Below are 15405 nucleotides of genomic sequence, written 5' to 3' on the forward strand. Positions count from 1 at the left end.
AAGTGATTTCTAACCAATGCGCGGGTGCCTGTGAATGACCGTTTCGTCATAAGGCCGTAACCTTTTTGAGGGTCAAGCCATAAGGACGGTGCCAGGCGTCCTGTTTTAATGCTGTAACGCCTATGCTGTGGGCATATGCGCTCTATGTACTGGTGGTTTGCTATCGCGAATTTAGTGCGATTGAGACTGTTGTTTATTCCGACGAAGGGTCGCGTTGCGACGCTTTGTCACTTATTTTGGCTGTGCTGACTTCTCTGTACACCGTTGATTGCCTTAGGCACTGGAACCCCCCATGTCGGATCGTTACGAACTCTTCCTCACCTGCCCCAAGGGCCTTGAAGGCTTGCTGCTCGAAGAAGCTAGCAGCCTCGGCCTTGAAGATGCGCGTGAGCACACGTCGGCCATTCGTGGCATGGCTGACATGGAAACGGCCTATCGCCTGTGCCTGTGGTCGCGCCTGGCCAACCGAGTGTTGTTGGTAATCAAACGCTACAGCGTGCAGGACGCCCAGAGCCTTTACGAGGGCGTACTGGAGGTCGACTGGTTCGAGCACCTGGAGTCCGACGGCAGTTTGGCTGTGGAATTCAGCGGTAACGGCTCCGGCATCGACAACACGCATTTCGGTGCGTTGAAGGTCAAGGATGCCATCGTCGACAAACTGCGTCTGAAAGACGGCACGCGGCCATCGGTCGATAAGATCAACCCGGATCTGCGCGTGCATCTGCGTTTGGATCGCGGCGAGGCCATTCTCTCCCTCGACCTCTCAGGCCACAGCTTGCACCAGCGCGGTTATCGTCTGCAGCAGGGCGCTGCGCCACTGAAGGAAAACCTCGCGGCCGCTGTGTTGATTCGTGCCGGCTGGCCTCGTATTGCTGCTGAAGGCGGCGCGCTGGCTGACCCGATGTGTGGGGTCGGCACCTTTCTGGTGGAAGCGGCGATGATTGCTGCTGATGTCGCGCCAAACATGACCCGCGAGCAGTGGGGTTTTAGCAAATGGTTGGGCCACGTACCGGCCTTATGGAAAAAGCTGCATGCCGAGGCTGAGCAGCGTGCTGCCGCCGGTATGGCTAAACCGCCATTGTGGATTCGCGGCTACGAAGCAGATCCACGCCTGATTCAACCGGCGCGCAATAACATCGAGCGCGCCGGTATGGGTGACTGGGTCAAGGTTTATCAGGGCGAAGTGGCGACCTTTGAGCCGCGTCCGGATCAGAACCAAAAAGGCCTGGTGATCTGTAACCCGCCCTACGGCGAGCGCCTAGGTGACGAAGCCAGCCTGTTGTACCTCTACCAAAACCTTGGTGAGCGTCTGCGTCAGGCGTGCATGGGTTGGGAGGCGGCGGTGTTTACCGGCGCGCCGGATCTGGGCAAGCGCATGGGCATCCGCAGCCATAAGCAGTACGCCTTTTGGAACGGCGCATTGCCGTGCAAGTTGCTACTCATCAAGGTTCAGCCCGAGCAGTTCGTCACGGGCGAGCGTCGTACGCCTGAGCAACGCGAGCGCGAGCGTGAACAGGTCGAAGCCGACAAGGCACCGCTTGAGCCGCAAGAGCGTCAGTACAACAAGAACGGTAATCCGATCAAGCCGGCCCCGGCCCCTGTGGTTGAGCAGGCGCGCTTGAGCGAAGGCGGGCAGATGTTCGCCAACCGTTTGCAGAAGAACCTCAAGCAGCTGGGCAAGTGGGCGCGTCGTGAAGATGTGCAGTGCTACCGCCTGTATGACGCCGACATGCCGGAGTATTCCATGGCGGTGGATTTGTACGGTGATTGGGTGCATGTGCAGGAATATGCGGCGCCCAAGTCGATTGATCCGGAGAAGGCCAAGGCGCGTATGTTCGATGCCATCGCCGCGATCCCACAAGCGCTTGGCGTCGACAAGAGCAAAGTAGTGGTCAAGCGTCGCGAGCGCCAGAGCGGTACTAAGCAGTACCAGCGTCAGGCCACCCAAGGGCAGTTTTTGGAGGTCAACGAAGGCGGCGTAAAGTTGCTGGTTAACCTCACCGACTACCTGGATACCGGACTGTTCCTCGATCACCGTCCGCTGCGTCTGCGCATCCAGAAAGAGGCGGCCGGTAAGCGTTTCCTCAACTTGTTCTGCTACACAGCCACGGCCACCGTGCATGCGGCTAAGGGCGGCGCGCGCACTACCACCAGCGTCGACCTATCGAAAACCTATCTGGACTGGGCGCGCCGCAACCTCTCGCTCAACGGCTATTCGGATAAGAACAAGCTGGAACAGGGTGATGTGATGGCCTGGCTGGCCGAGGATCGCGGCGAGTACGAACTGATCTTTATTGATCCACCGACCTTCTCAAACTCCAAGCGCATGGAAGGCATCTTTGACATCCAGCGTGACCATGTGCAGATGCTCGATCTGGCCATGGCGCGCCTGGCCAAAGATGGGGTGCTGTATTTCTCCAACAACTTCCGCAAGTTTGAGCTCGATGCGAGCTTGGCTGCGCGTTATCAGGTGGAAGACATCAGCGAATCAACCCTGGACCCGGACTTTGCCCGCAACCCGAAAATCCACCGCGCCTGGCGCTTTACCCTGCGCGGTTGATGATGCTGTGCGCCTGCTCGCAGGCGCACAGGCGTTATGGTTTGTTGCGGATTAGCGTACGCAAGGCGAAGCGGTTGGGATGGCAGGCCTGCGCCACATCGGCAGGCACTGGCAGTGGCTCGTCGTTCAGCCAAGCGGCAATCAGCTCGCCTGACAGCGGTGCGGTGATCAACCCGCGCGAGCCATGCCCGCTGTTGATATACAGGCCGTCGAGCCAGGGGCAGGGTGTATCCGGCATTTGGCGCGCATCTTTGCTCAGCACCGCATAGGCCTCGCTAAAGGCCGCTGTATCGGCGAGCGGGCCGACAATCGGCAGGTAGTCGGGGCTGGTACAGCGAAACGCGGCGCGGCCTTGTAGGTGCTCAGGCGCTAATTCAGCGGCATTAAGCTGCTTGGCCAGTTCTGGCGAAATTTCTTCCAATAACTGCAGGTTGCTCGCGTTATCAGCGCTGTTTAGCTTCAGGTCGTCACTGTTGAAGTCAAAGCTTGCGCCTAGGGTGTGCTCGCCCTGGCGTTCGGGGGCGACATAGCCTTCCGCACACACCACGGTGCTTAGCGCGCGACTGGCTGCTGTGGCGGGTAGGCGGCTGATCTGCCCGCGGATGCGTTTCAGGGGCAAGTGCGCGGCTTGACTGAAGCGCTTGATCTCGGCGGCGCTGGCCAGCACCACCACGCTGGCATTGGCCAGCAGCTGTTCGCCATTCCAGGCTTGCCAACGTTCACCTTCACGGCGCAGCTCCAGTGCTTCCTGATGCAGTTGCAGCTGGATATTTGGCTGCTGGCTGAGCAGCTCACACAGTGCTGGTGGGTGTACCCAGCCCGCCTCGGGGTAGAACAGGCCACCGGCAGGCAGGGCAATACCGGCTTTGGCTTCGGCGGCACTTTTGCCCAGATTAACCAGCAAGTCGGCGGGAAACGCTGTGGCAAGCTGGCTCTGGCGCTGCGCTTCCTTGTCATCGAAAGCTAGTTGCAGCACGCCGCAATTATCCCAGTGCTGCTTTTTTTGCAGGCCCGCCAGCAGCCGGCGGGTGTGGCCATAACCGCTTACAATCAGGCGCGAGAGCGTGGTGTGATGGGCCGAGAGCTTGAGGTAAAGCACGCCTTGCGGGTTACCGGAGGCTTCCTGGGCGATGGCGTTATGGCGTTCTAGTAGGGTGACCTGCCAGCCGCGCTGGGCCAGGCTGGCAGCAGTGGCGCAGCCCGCCAGGCCTGCGCCAATGACTAAAGCGCTGCGTTCCCCGGTTGGTGGTGCGGGACGGGCAAACCAGGGTTTGTGCTGCACGGCTGCGCTACCGACATACGTTCCCTTGAGCACTTCCCATTTCTTCCCCAGGCCTGGTACGCGCTTCATCTTGAAGCCAGCCTCGTTCAGGCGGCGGCGCACATAGCCGGTGCTGGTAAAGGTGCCCAGCGTGGTACTGGCGTGCGACAACCGCGCCAGCTGAGTAAACAGTTCCGGCGTCCACATGTCCGGGTTCTTCGCTGGGGCGAAGCCGTCGAGAAACCAGGCATCAACCTTGGCGTCCAAGTGGCCCAGCAGCTCCAGCGCATCACCAATCAGCAGGGTGAGCACGACGCGCCCGCCGGCAAACACCAGGCGCTGAAAGCCTGGGTGCAGCGCCACGTATTGCGCCAGCAACTGTTCGGCGTAGGGCGCTAGTTCAGGCCACAGGGCCAGTGCACGCTGCAGGTCGGTTTTGTTTAGCGGGTATTTTTCCACGCTGACAAAATGCAGGCGGGCCCCTGCTACAGCCTGTTGCTCGAACAGCTGCCAAGCGCAGAGGAAATTCAGCCCGGTGCCAAAGCCGGTTTCGCCAATGACCAGGTGCTCGTGCGCCTGCAGCGCCGCGAAACGATCAGGCAGCTGGTTATTGGCGAGAAATACGTAGCGGGTTTCGGCCAGTCCATTCTCATTGGAGAAGTACACGTCAGCGAAATGGCTGGACAGCGGTTGGCCCTGCTCATCCCATTCAAGGCAAGCTTGCTGGGTGGGGGTATCAGCGGTGGAGGGCATGCTTGGTTCGTTCACGGGTAGTCGATGGCCACGATGTACCAGGTCTTCTCGCCGGTCGGGGTGTGTACCCGTACTTCGGTGTCCAGGCTTTTGCCGATCAGGGCGCGGGCCAGGGGCGAGTCGATGCTGATCAGGTTGTTTTTCAGGTCCAGCTCGTCGGGACCGATGATGCGGTAGCGCGCCTCGCTGCCTTCTTCATCTTCCAAGGTGACCCAGGCGCCGAAGTAGACCTTATCCGGGTCGCTGGGCCGGGCGCTGACGACCTTGAGGTTTTCCAGGCGTTTGGTCAAAAAACGGACGCGGCTGTCGATCTCGCGCAGCATCTTCTTACCGTAGGTGTACTCGGCGTTCTCTGAGCGGTCGCCCTGGGCGGCGGCTTCACTGACCGACTGGGTGACCTGGGGCCGGCGCACATGCCACAGCTCATGCAGTTCGGCACGCATGCGCGCCTCGCCCTCAGGGGTAATCAGCGGTGTGCCAGCGGAGCGGGGTGGGCGGTAGCGACTCATAAGAACCTGTTTAACGTCTGCTGTGCGTCGGCCTGCTGCGTTAAAAGCAGGCCCGCAGGCAGCAGAGAAAAGTGAGGCGCGAGTCTATCAGCCCTCGCGCAGCACCGTCAGCGGGCTGATATTTAACGCCCGGCGCGTGCCGAGAATACCGGCGCCGCCCACCAGTAAGGCGCCAATCAACGGCAGCAACAGCAACCAGGGATGCGGCTGCCAGGCTAGATCGAAGGCAAAGCGGTAGAGCAGGAAGCTGATCAGCTCACAGCCAAATGCCGCCAGCAGCCCGCTCGAAGCACCCAGCAGGCCGAATTCGGCGCGCCGCGCCTTGATCAGTATTTTGCGCTCGGCCCCCAGAGCGCGAAGCAGCGCGCCCTGGCGAATGCGCTCATCCAGGGTGGACTGCAGGCCGGCGAACAGCACGGCAAGCCCGGCCGCCAGGACGAACAGCAGGACGAACTCGATGGCCAGGGTGACCTGCGCGAGGATGCTGCGTAGCTGCGCCAACAGGGCTTCGACCTGCAGCAAGGTCACTACCGGGAAGGCCCGTGACAACGCCACCAGTTGCTGCTCCTGCTGCGGCGGCAGGTAAAAGCTGGTCAGGTAGGTGACTGGCAGATCCTGCAGAGTACCGGGCTGGAAGATCATGTAGAAGTTGGGCTGGAAATTGTTCCAGTCGACTTCGCGCAGGCTGCTGACCACCGCATCACGGTTGAGGCCGCCGACGCTGAAGCTCAGGCGGTCGCCGAGTTTCAGTTGCAGGCTTTCGGCCAGTTCGGACTCCACTGATACGCCGGGTAACTCGTTGCTGTTGGCCTCGCGCCACCAGCTGCCTGCGACGAGGGAGTTGTCCGCGGGTAAATCGGCGGCCCAGGTCAGGCTCAGGTCGCGGCGAATCGCGCGCTCACCTTGCGACTCTTTGCTGACGATCTGCCGTACCCGCTCGTCATTGATCATCACCAGACGGCCGGGCACCACCGGGAAGAGTGGCGCAGGGTGGGGTGACAGTTCGCTCAGGCGAGCGCTAAAGGCCTCTTTGTCCGCCGGCAGGATATTCAAGGCGAAGTGGTTGGGCGCTTGTTCGGGCAGCTGATCCTGCCAAGTGTCGAGCAGCTCGCCACGTAGCAGGGCAATCAGTGCCATGGACAGGATGATCAGGCCGAACGCCAGCGACTGGCCCGCTGCCGCGAGTGGGTTACGCAGCAGCTGACCCAGCCCCAGTCGCCAGGGCAGCGACGCACTGGCTAGCAGGCGACGCAGGCTTTGTAGGCTCAGTAGGATTAAACCACCGAGCACCGCCGCGGTTACCAGGCCGCCGCCGAGCAGGGCAAAGGTCAATTGCAGGTCGAGGCTCAAACGCCACATGATCAGGCCCAGCGCCAGCAAGGCGGCGCCATACACCAGCCAGGAGCTGGCTGGCACGGGCAGCAAATCGCGGCGCAGGACCCGCAGTGGTGGTACGCGGCCCAGTGCAGCCAGGGGCGGCAAGGCAAAGCCGGCGAGGGCGACCAGCCCCGTAGCCATGCCGGCCAGGGCGGGCCAAAGGCCGCCAGGGGGAATCTGTGCGGGTAGCAGATCGTGTAGGAGGTTGAAGAGTGCCAGTTGGGAAAGCCAACCCAGCCCCGCACCGATCAGACTGGCCGTTATGCCCAGCAGTGCCAGTTGCAGGCTGAACAGGCCGAGTGCCTGGTTACGTGACAGTCCGAGGCAGCGCAGCAGCGCGCTGGCATCGAAACGCCTGGCGGCAAAGCGGGCGGCTGACAAGGCCACGGCAACCCCGGCCAGCAATACGGCCGCGAGGCTGGCGAGGTTAAGATAACGTTCCGCGCGGCCCAGGGCGTTGCCGACCTGGCGATTGCCATCTTTGGCATCTTCCAGGCGCTGGTTGGCTGCAAGGGTGATGCTCTGGCGATACTGCGCCAAGGCATCGCTGTCGCCACGCCACAGCTCTTGGTAGCGCACGCGGCTGCCAGGCTGCACTACGCCGGTGGCGGCCAGGTCGTCGAGGTGCATCAGCAGGTGTGGGGTCAGGCTGTAGAAGTCGCCGGCTTCATCGGGCAAGAAGGTCAGCACGCGGGTCAGTCGCAGGGTTTTCGCGCCGACCTCGACGCTGTCGCCGGGTTTGAGGTTGAGGGCGACAAACAGCCGGGCTTCGGCCCAGGCTTCGCCCGGCCCTGGGCCAGGGCTGACGTGTTCAGCGTCGTAGAGCGCCGCAGCACTTTTCAGCTCGCCGCGTAATGGATAGGCGCTGTCCGCCGCTTTGACGCTGGCCAGCTGAATGCCGGTGTCGCTGGCGATCACACTGGAGAATTCAACCAACTGGGCATGCTCAAGCCCCAGTTGTTTACCGCTGCTGATTTGTTCGGGGGCGCTGGGTGAGCTGCCCGTCAGGCGCAGGTCTGCCGCCAGAAATTCGGTGGCGCGCAGCAGCATGCCGTCATTCAGGCGTGCGCTGAAGTAGCCAATGGCCGTGCTGGCCGCGACCGCAATCAGCAGGGCAAAAAACAGCACGCGCAGTTCGCCCGCGCGCGCATCGCGCAGCAATTGGCGGCTGGCTAGGGAGAGCAGGCGGGTAAACGGCAGGTGGTTCATCAGGGTTCCACGTGGTCGACCAAGTGGCCGCCTTCAAGACGGATCAGGCGATGGCAGCGGTGCGCCAGGCGCTCGTCATGGGTGACTAGGACCAGGGTCGCGCCGCGCTCCTTGTTCAGGTCGAACAACAGGTCGCTGATGCGTTCACCGGTATGGCTGTCGAGGTTGCCGGTGGGTTCGTCGGCAAACAGCACCGCCGGTTCGGCGGCAAAGGCGCGGGCGATTGCTACCCGCTGCTGTTCCCCGCCCGAGAGTTGGCGTGGGTAGTGAGTCAGGCGCTGGCCGAGGCCGACACGGTCGAGCAAGGTGCGGGCGCGCTGGCGGGCATCGGCACGGCCTTCAAGCTCCAATGGCAGCATGACGTTTTCCAAGGCATTCAAGCTGTCGAGTAACTGGAAGGATTGAAAGACGAAGCCGACGTGTTCAGCGCGAACGCGCGCGCGTTGATCTTCATCGAGGCTGCCGAGGTCGTTACCAGCCAGCACAACGCTGCCGCTGCTGGGCAGATCGAGGCCGGCGAGCAGGCCGAGCAGGGTGGATTTACCCGAACCGGAACTGCCAACAATCGCCAAACTATCACCAGAGGCAAGCTCCAGTGACAGGTCATGGAGTATGGTTAGCTCGCCTTCCGTGCTGGTAACCACTTTGCTAAGGTTTCGCGCGGTGAGAATACTTGAGCTCATGGAGAATCCAATGCGTAAGTGGTTGATCGGTACTGCCCTGAGCCTGCTGCTGTGGGGGCCGGCGGCGTTCGCGGGTACCGTACTAGTCGTCGGCGATAGTATCAGCGCGGCTTTTGGCCTGGATACCCGCCAGGGTTGGGTCGCTTTGCTGGAAAAACGCTTGATCGAGCAGGGGTTTGACCATCGTGTGGTCAATGCCTCGATCAGTGGTGATACCAGTGCAGGCGGCGCCGCGCGGCTGCCTGCGCTACTTACAGAGCATCAACCGGAGCTGGTGATTATTGAGCTGGGGGGGAACGATGGCTTGCGTGGTCAGCCGCCTGTGCAATTGCAACAAAACCTTGCGGCCATGGTTGAGCAATCACAAAAGGTCGGGGCCAAGGTGCTGATTTTGGGGATGCAGCTACCGCCTAATTACGGTGTGCGTTACACCACGGCGTTCGCTGCGGTGTTCCCCAAAGTCGCCACTGAGACTGGCGCTGAGTTGGTGCCTTTTGTGCTGGAGGGCATAGGTGGTGTGCCTTCCATGATGCAGCGTGATGGTATTCACCCTGCTGCTGAAGCTCAGCCTCGGCTTTTAGATAATGTCTGGCCGATGCTCAAACCGATGCTTTGAAGTAATCCCTGAGGTAGTCAGGAAGGCCCGATTGTACTGAGCGGGCATGCCGCGATGCTCAATCATGTCATGAAGCTACCTGGGCTCAACCCTGCGCGGCTGAATAAGCCTTGGTTAGCCCTAAAACCTTTGCTCTGAGAGGCTTTTCTGTAGGCTGCCTTTCGGCTAATGTGGCGCCCCCGCACTGGAGCCCTCAATGCCGCGTCCTGCCTGGTCCTTGCATGCCTACCAACTGATCGAACCTGACGAGCAGCTCGACTTGTTCGCCTGCCGAGAAGCACGCGTGCACCTGCTCGCGCGCCAGCTTGAATTAGGCGAGTTCGCCGACCGTACGCTGTGCGGTGGTTTACTGCCTGCGCAGCCGTTATGGCGTGATCTGAGCAAAGCGGTGCTGCGTGATAAGCGCCTGTGCCCGGCTTGTCGCGCGAGGCTGGATGCGCAGAAGCGCGGCGATCGTCCAGCATTACCGGGGCGCTGAGCTATGCCGGCTGTTGATCAACCGGTGTACACTCGCCATTCACCTTCACCCACTATTTTCGTCAGGAATTCTCGGATGTTGTTGCGTGCTTTTGCCGTTACCCGCTGCCTGCCACTTGCTGCTGTCTTCGCGGTAGCGTCTGCCAATGCGCTTGAGCTTCCTTTGCCGCCACCTGGCGAGGATATCGTTGGCGAGGTGCAGGTCATCAAGGCCAAATATGAAGACACCTTTGCCGATTTAGGTGTGGTCAATGACCTGGGCTACCTGGAAATGGTGATCGCCAACCCGGGCGTTGATGCCTGGTTGCCGGGTGAGGGGACCGAGATCATTCTGCCGACGCGTTTTATCCTGCCGCCAGGCCCGCGTGAAGGTGTGGTCATCAACCTGGCTGAGTACCGTCTGTACTACTACCCGAAAGGCGGCAATGTGGTTCACACCTATCCGCTGGGTATTGGTCGCGAGGGCTGGAGCTCACCGGTGGCTGATGCGCGCATTACGGCCAAGACCCCGAACCCGGGCTGGACGCCACCCAAGTCGATTCTGGCAGAGCATGCGGCTGCGGGTGACCCGCTGCCGGCCTATGTGCCGCCTGGGCCGGACAACCCGTTGGGGCCTTATAAGTTGGGGCTGTCGGTGCCTGGCTACCTGATTCATGGCTCGAACAAGAAATTCGGTATTGGTATGCGCGTCAGCCACGGCTGTTTCCGCATGCTTAACCACAACGTGCTGAAACTGGCGTCAATGGTGTCGGTCGGTACGCCGGTGCGCATCATCAACGAGCCATACAAGTTTGGCCGCAGTGGCGGCAAGGTCTATCTGGAGGCGCACGCACCGCTGGATGAGACAGGAGAAGTTTCGGTCGTCGATAAGCACACCGCCGTGATCAATGCGCTGCTGAAAAACGACGAATTTGCCGATCTGCGTCTGGATTGGGAGATGCTGCGTGAAGTGGTCGCCGCGGAAGACGGTTTGCCGGTTGAGATCGCACAGCCCGGTCAGGCCGTGGTGGCTGTCGAGCCCGCGATCTAATCGGCTGTATTCAAAAGCCCGCTATGCCCCGCGCTGGCGGGTAAGTTAGGCGGTTACCCAAACACCCTGCGAGGGCTAGTCTCTCGCAGGGTGTTTAGTTTTTGCTGGGCAGCATAGTCGCATTGCTGTGACGAAAGACTGCTCTCGGTAAACACCCTGCAAGCAAAAGCCTGCCCGGTATTGCGCTCAGTCGCAGAAGCGCTCCAAGGTCTGGAGTAACACTTTGACCTTGGTGATGGACTCCTGGTACTCGGCTTGGCCGTCGGAGTCGGCAACGATGCCGCCGCCGCCCCAGCAGCTGATCTGGCCGTCCTTGGCCAGCAGGCTGCGGATGGCGATGGAACTGTCCATTTCCCCACGTACATCCAAGTACAGCAGTGAGCCGCAATACAGCGCACGGCGCGTGGGCTCGAGTTCGTCGATGATCTGCATCGCGCGAATCTTTGGCGCGCCGGTAATCGAGCCGCCGGGGAAGCTACCAGCGATCAGGTCCAGCGCATCTTTACCCGGCGCCAGTTCGCCGGTGACGGCGCTGACCAAGTGGTGCACGTTGGGGTAGCTCTCCAGGGCGAAGAGTTCCGGCACTCGCACCGAGCCAACTTTACAGCTGCGGCCTAGGTCGTTACGCAGCAGGTCGACAATCATCAGGTTCTCTGCGCGGTCTTTGCTGCTGTCGAGCAGGGCCTCGGCCTCGGCTTGATCCTGCTGCTGATCTGCACGGCGGGGGCGAGTGCCCTTGATAGGTCGGGTTTCGACCTGGCCTTCGCTGATGCGCAAGAAGCGCTCCGGCGACAGGCTGATGATTGCCCCGCCATCCGGTAACGTCTGATAACCCGAGAACGGTGTCGGGCAGGCGGCGCGCAGCGCCTGGTAGGCGGTCCACGTCGAGCCCTGGTAGTTCGCTCGGAAACGCTGGGTAAGGTTCACCTGATAACAGTCGCCAGCCTGGATATAGGTCTGAATTTGCGCCAGACACTGCAGGTACTGCTCTTCAGTGATGTCGTGCTGGAAGCGTTGCTGCAGCTTGAACGGTTGCGGCTCGTGTGCAGACGCTGATGGCTGGGTGAACAAGAGGCTCAGGCGTTGATGTTCGGCTGCCGGCAGGTTTGGGTGAAATACCAATTGGCTGCGCTGCTGTTGGTGATCAGTCACCAGGGCCCAGGCATAAACACCAAAGCGGGCATCGGCCAGGTCGAGGTCATCGACAGCTTCGCTCGGTAAGTGCTCCAGTCGCCGGCCGAAGTCATAGCTCAAGTAACCGATCAGCCCACCAACGAATGGCAGGGGTGTGTCGGCAGGGGCTTCGGCTTCACCTAGCGCGTTGAGGCTCTGGCGCAGGCGTTGCAGGAAGGCGTCAGCCGTTTCGTCAGGCGTTGGCAGCAACTCAGCCAATGGCCAGGCGCTCATAAGGTCGTAGCGTCCGCGTTGTGCGGTCGGTCGTCCGGCATCCAGCAGCACTGCGCCCGGGGCATCCTGGATGCTGTTGAAATAGTGAGAAGGGTCTGCTTGGTAGGGCAGTGGCAGTACAAGGCAAGTAGGCATATGACAGTTTCGAGTGCGCGGATGGCGATTGTAGAGCGTCGCCAATATTCATCCTAGCGTTTGCGCGTGGGTTTGCTTGGGGGGCCTGGGGGTCTCGGCATGCAGGGCGCGCTGTTGGTTTCATTGTGCGCGTTATCGCTTGCGGCCTGGCACGTCCTTGCTAGGCGAGGATGCTGGCGGCGATAACAAAACACCCTGCGAAGGTTTGACCCTCGCAGGGTGCTTAGCCCGGAGCAACCCGGGCGGGTATCGATGTAAGCGATCAGGCCTTAGCCGATGATGTCTGGCCAAACAGCCCTTGCGAGAAGCGCATGCGCTCTTCGGGCGTTTCCACAATGCCTTTCTTTTTCAGCTCGGCGATGCGTGCTTCAACCGCATGGGCGCGGTGAGTGAGCCCGCAGTCGTTGGCAATCTGGATGTTCAGGCCTGGGCGGGCGTTGAGTTCAAGAATCAACGGGCCTTTGTCCTGGTCCAGCACCATGTCCACGCCGATATAGCCCAGCCCGCACAGCTCGTAGCAGCCGGCAGCGAGCTTCATAAAGCCGTCCCAGTTTGGCAGTTGCACGCCGTCCACCGCGTTGGTGGTGTCCGGGTGCTTGCTGATTTTATTGTTCAGCCAGGTGCCGCGCAGGGTCACGCCGGTGGCCATGTCCACGCCAACACCGATGGCGCCTTGGTGCAGGTTGGCCTTGCCGCCGGATTGCCGGGTTGGCAGGCGCAGCATGGCCATCACCGGGTAGCCCATCAGTACGATGATGCGGATGTCCGGTACGCCTTCATAGCTGATGCTTTTGAAGATCTGGTCCGGGGTCACGCGGTATTCGATCAGCGCACGATCACGGTGGCCGCCGAGGGAGTAGAGGCCGGTGAGAATGCTGGAGATCTGATGCTCGATCTCTTCGTGGCTGATGATTTTGCCCGAGACGGTTCTGTATTTATCTTCGAAGCGATCAGCGATCACCAGGATGCCGTCACCGCCAGCGCCTTGCGCTGGCTTGACCACGAAGTCCGGACGGTCACCAATAATCTCGCGCAGCTTATCGATGCCTTTCTCGGTCTCGATGACGCCATACATTTCCGGCACATCGATGCCCGCTTCGATCGCGCGCTGCTTGGTGATGATCTTGTCATCGACGATCGGGTACAGGTGCCGTTTGTTGTACTTCAGCACGTAGTCCGCGTTGCGTCGGTTGATGCCCATGATGCCTTTGGCTTCAAGGGCTTTCCACGTCTTGATCAGACCGAACATGGCATTAGTCCTTGAGGAAGGCTTTGAAGCGGAACAGTTCGGTCAGGCGGTAACCGCGGTAGCGACCCATCGCCAGCATGAAGCCCACCAGAATCATCAGCACGGCCGGGAAGGTGAAGATGAAGTAGTTCAGCTCCGGCACGCTCATCAGCAGGTGCGCGATGGTCGCCGCAAACAGGGTGCCCAGCGCCACCTTGAAGGCATGGCCGCCGCCGCGTTCTTCCCAGGTGATCGACAGGCGTTCGATGGTCATGGTCAGAATCACCATCGGGAACAGCGCTACCGACAAACCGCGTTCCAGGCCAAGCTTATGGCTGAACAGGCTGATCACCGCGATCAGCACCACGACGAAGGTCAGTACCACCGAGAGCCTAGGCAGCATCTGCAGTTTCAAGTGCTCCAGATAAGAGCGCAGCGACAGGCCAAGGGCCGTAATCACGGTAAACAGGATAATCCCGAAACCCAGTTGGGTTTCGCGGAAGGCCAGGGCGATCAGTACCGGGGTAAAGGTACCGAGTGTCTGCAGGCCGCCGAGGTTGCGCAGGATCAGGATCACCAACACACCGATGGGGATCATGACCATGATCATAAAGGTCTGCTGGGTTTGCAGCGGCAGGCCATAGAGGGTGTATTCGAGGAAGTCGGCGTCAGTGTTTTCGTCGGTCAGCTTGGCCAGGCGAATGGCGTTCATTTCGCTGTTGTTCAGGCTGAAAGTAACTTGCGCCTGCTTGCCGCCTTCGAGGGTGACCAGGCTTTCATCGCCGGTCCACCAGACCAGACGATCAGCTGGCAGGCCTTGCTCGCCACTTTCCGGGTTGAAGTACAGCCATTTTTCGCCGTTGAAGCTGCGCAGCCACAGCTCTGGGCTTTGCTGGATTTCGCTGGCGAGGCGGATGGTGTGCACGCGCTGCATCGGCACGTGGGCGATGGACAGCAGCAACTCGATGGCCGTGGCTTTGTTGGCGGTAGAGGTGTCGCCGCTCAGCAGCAATTTGACGTTGTCGTCGTTGCTGTTGTTGACGCGTTTGATGGTTTCACTGATGAAGGTTTCGACGTCTGCCGAGTGCTGGCGAATCGGCGCCAGCAACGCTTCAGCGGCAATTTTCTCGGCACCTTCTACGGGGATGCTGTCACGGAAAATGGGGCCTTTGGCCTTGGTTTGCTCGCCGCTGTAACGCTTGGTCAGCACCAGACGGTAGTAGAGGGTTTGCTTGCCGCTGGCGCGACGTGCGGACCAGGTGACTTTGCGGTTGCCATCGGCGCGGTTGATGCTCACGCCGTAGTTATTGGAGATAAAGCTCTCATTCAGGCTGACGTAATCCTGAGCCAGTGGCGGTACAAACATCTGCAGTTTAACCGGCTCGCGCGGGTTGGCCAGGAACTCGACTTTGGCGTCGATGTTCCACAGATCGTCAGTCTCGTCTTCGGTCATGGGGATGCCGAGGATGAAAATCTGATAAGCCGTAATCAGAATGCCCAGGCTCACAAGGAGCGTGACTAGGACTTTCAGATGAAGCGTAAGAGAGCGCATGGGAATTACTCGCCAGGGTTTGCGTCAGGGGTGCAAGCAGGTTTGCCTGCTGCGTATTTAAGACTCGGATCGACCAGCGCCGAAAAGCGTTTGAGTGCTTCGGAGCCTATCAATAACGGGTATTGGAATGCACTACGATCGGTCAAGTTCACTTCAATAGTGCGCAGGGCGTGGCCCATGCAGACATCCATTTCGATCACCGGGCGAGCTGTGTAAGTTTTCTCTTCTTCTGGATCATAGTCGCCCGCACGCCGTTTGATTTTACTGATGCGTGCCAGAGGGCGTTCGATCGGGCTGCTGTGCGCCTCGTCGATGGCCAGGTAGAAGCGCACCCACGTTTCGCCATCACGCTTGAAGCGTTCGATGTCGCGGGCGCTGAGCGATGCGGTTTTTGCGCCGGTATCGAGCTTGGCGGCGAGCTTGAGGTCGAGGTCGAATAAACGCACGTACTCATTAAGCCCATAAACGGTCTTCTCCGCGGCGAGACTCAGGCCGGGAGTCAGTAACAGGCATAACAATAGAAGAAAGGGCTTGAGTGTCATAAGTCCGGGCGGTGTGCTGTTGATAAGGGTGCGAATAAAAGCGTGTAGCGCGTATCGCCATAAGCG

General features: G+C 60.5%; 12 protein-coding genes. 4 read left to right on the top strand and 8 right to left on the bottom strand.

Going from position 1 to position 15405, the window contains the following annotated elements; all coding sequences use genetic code 11:
* Positions 1 to 292: 292 nt before the first annotated feature.
* On the top strand, positions 293 to 2560 hold the full coding sequence (gene rlmKL / locus ACEPAJ_RS09805; RefSeq protein WP_425914684.1) for a bifunctional 23S rRNA (guanine(2069)-N(7))-methyltransferase RlmK/23S rRNA (guanine(2445)-N(2))-methyltransferase RlmL: 2268 nt from the start codon (positions 293 to 295) through the stop codon (positions 2558 to 2560).
* Positions 2561 to 2594: 34 nt separating this feature from the next.
* Here the strand turns inward: rlmKL and mnmC are convergent, their stop codons facing one another.
* The 4 genes from mnmC to ACEPAJ_RS09825 form a co-directional block, all read right to left on the bottom strand.
* Positions 2595 to 4574 carry a bifunctional tRNA (5-methylaminomethyl-2-thiouridine)(34)-methyltransferase MnmD/FAD-dependent 5-carboxymethylaminomethyl-2-thiouridine(34) oxidoreductase MnmC gene (mnmC, locus tag ACEPAJ_RS09810; RefSeq protein ID WP_425914685.1) on the bottom strand — a complete coding sequence of 660 codons (1980 nt, stop codon included), beginning with the start codon at positions 4572 to 4574 and terminating at the stop codon, positions 2595 to 2597.
* Positions 4575 to 4585: 11 nt separating this feature from the next.
* Positions 4586 to 5083 carry a transcription elongation factor GreB gene (greB, locus tag ACEPAJ_RS09815; RefSeq protein ID WP_425914686.1) on the bottom strand — a complete coding sequence of 166 codons (498 nt, stop codon included), beginning with the start codon at positions 5081 to 5083 and terminating at the stop codon, positions 4586 to 4588.
* Between the two features lie 87 nt (positions 5084 to 5170).
* Complete coding sequence (locus ACEPAJ_RS09820; protein ID WP_425914687.1) at positions 5171 to 7669, bottom strand: ABC transporter permease; 2499 nt, start codon at positions 7667 to 7669, stop codon at positions 5171 to 5173.
* The gene (locus ACEPAJ_RS09825) at positions 7669 to 8352 is read right to left on the bottom strand and encodes an ABC transporter ATP-binding protein (RefSeq protein ID WP_425914688.1); all 684 of its coding nucleotides are present in this window, start codon (positions 8350 to 8352) and stop codon (positions 7669 to 7671) included. The genes ACEPAJ_RS09820 and ACEPAJ_RS09825 overlap by 1 nt, the downstream gene beginning before the upstream one ends.
* Positions 8353 to 8362: 10 nt before the next feature.
* Between ACEPAJ_RS09825 and ACEPAJ_RS09830 the strand changes: the two genes are divergently transcribed.
* The 3 genes from ACEPAJ_RS09830 to ACEPAJ_RS09840 all read left to right on the top strand — a co-directional run bounded on the left by ACEPAJ_RS09830 (position 8363) and on the right by ACEPAJ_RS09840 (position 10475).
* A complete protein-coding gene (locus ACEPAJ_RS09830; protein WP_425914689.1) occupies positions 8363 to 8968 on the top strand; it encodes an arylesterase in 606 nt (201 codons plus the stop codon).
* A gap of 196 nt (positions 8969 to 9164) precedes the next feature.
* Positions 9165 to 9446, top strand: coding sequence for a hypothetical protein (locus tag ACEPAJ_RS09835; RefSeq protein ID WP_425914690.1), 282 nt, complete (start codon positions 9165 to 9167; stop codon positions 9444 to 9446).
* A 75-nt stretch (positions 9447 to 9521) separates the two neighbouring features.
* Complete coding sequence (locus ACEPAJ_RS09840; RefSeq protein WP_425914691.1) at positions 9522 to 10475, top strand: L,D-transpeptidase family protein; 954 nt, start codon at positions 9522 to 9524, stop codon at positions 10473 to 10475.
* Between the two features lie 186 nt (positions 10476 to 10661).
* Here ACEPAJ_RS09840 and pabB read toward each other — a convergent pair whose 3' ends face one another.
* From pabB to ACEPAJ_RS09860, 4 genes are all read right to left on the bottom strand, one after another.
* Positions 10662 to 12017 (bottom strand): aminodeoxychorismate synthase component I, encoded by a 1356-nt coding sequence (pabB, locus tag ACEPAJ_RS09845; RefSeq protein ID WP_425914692.1) that lies wholly within the window; start codon positions 12015 to 12017, stop codon positions 10662 to 10664.
* A gap of 262 nt (positions 12018 to 12279) precedes the next feature.
* Entirely contained in the window at positions 12280 to 13266 is a 987-nt protein-coding gene (locus ACEPAJ_RS09850; protein WP_425914693.1) for an alpha-L-glutamate ligase-like protein, read from the bottom strand.
* A 4-nt stretch (positions 13267 to 13270) separates the two neighbouring features.
* The gene (locus ACEPAJ_RS09855) at positions 13271 to 14797 is read right to left on the bottom strand and encodes an inactive transglutaminase family protein (protein WP_425914694.1); all 1527 of its coding nucleotides are present in this window, start codon (positions 14795 to 14797) and stop codon (positions 13271 to 13273) included.
* Positions 14798 to 14802: 5 nt separating this feature from the next.
* Complete coding sequence (locus tag ACEPAJ_RS09860; protein ID WP_425914695.1) at positions 14803 to 15339, bottom strand: ATP-dependent zinc protease; 537 nt, start codon at positions 15337 to 15339, stop codon at positions 14803 to 14805.
* Between the last annotated feature and the right edge of the window lie 66 nt (positions 15340 to 15405).

It is taken from the genome of Pseudomonas sp. GWSMS-1, from assembly GCF_049847425.1.
Classification (GTDB): Bacteria; Pseudomonadota; Gammaproteobacteria; order Pseudomonadales; family Pseudomonadaceae; genus Aquipseudomonas.

Bases quoted from the DNA above. Each gene is read 5' to 3' on its own strand.
- rlmKL (WP_425914684.1), top strand. From the start codon at position 293: ATGTCGGATCGTTACGAACTCTTCCTCACCTGCCCCAAGGGCCTTGAA.
- mnmC (WP_425914685.1), bottom strand. From the start codon at position 4,574: ATGCCCTCCACCGCTGATACCCCCACCCAGCAAGCTTGCCTTGAATGG.
- greB (WP_425914686.1), bottom strand. From the start codon at position 5,083: ATGAGTCGCTACCGCCCACCCCGCTCCGCTGGCACACCGCTGATTACC.
- ACEPAJ_RS09820 (WP_425914687.1), bottom strand. From the start codon at position 7,669: ATGAACCACCTGCCGTTTACCCGCCTGCTCTCCCTAGCCAGCCGCCAA.
- ACEPAJ_RS09825 (WP_425914688.1), bottom strand. From the start codon at position 8,352: ATGAGCTCAAGTATTCTCACCGCGCGAAACCTTAGCAAAGTGGTTACC.
- ACEPAJ_RS09830 (WP_425914689.1), top strand. From the start codon at position 8,363: ATGCGTAAGTGGTTGATCGGTACTGCCCTGAGCCTGCTGCTGTGGGGG.
- ACEPAJ_RS09835 (WP_425914690.1), top strand. From the start codon at position 9,165: ATGCCGCGTCCTGCCTGGTCCTTGCATGCCTACCAACTGATCGAACCT.
- ACEPAJ_RS09840 (WP_425914691.1), top strand. From the start codon at position 9,522: ATGTTGTTGCGTGCTTTTGCCGTTACCCGCTGCCTGCCACTTGCTGCT.
- pabB (WP_425914692.1), bottom strand. From the start codon at position 12,017: ATGCCTACTTGCCTTGTACTGCCACTGCCCTACCAAGCAGACCCTTCT.
- ACEPAJ_RS09850 (WP_425914693.1), bottom strand. From the start codon at position 13,266: ATGTTCGGTCTGATCAAGACGTGGAAAGCCCTTGAAGCCAAAGGCATC.
- ACEPAJ_RS09855 (WP_425914694.1), bottom strand. From the start codon at position 14,797: ATGCGCTCTCTTACGCTTCATCTGAAAGTCCTAGTCACGCTCCTTGTG.
- ACEPAJ_RS09860 (WP_425914695.1), bottom strand. From the start codon at position 15,339: ATGACACTCAAGCCCTTTCTTCTATTGTTATGCCTGTTACTGACTCCC.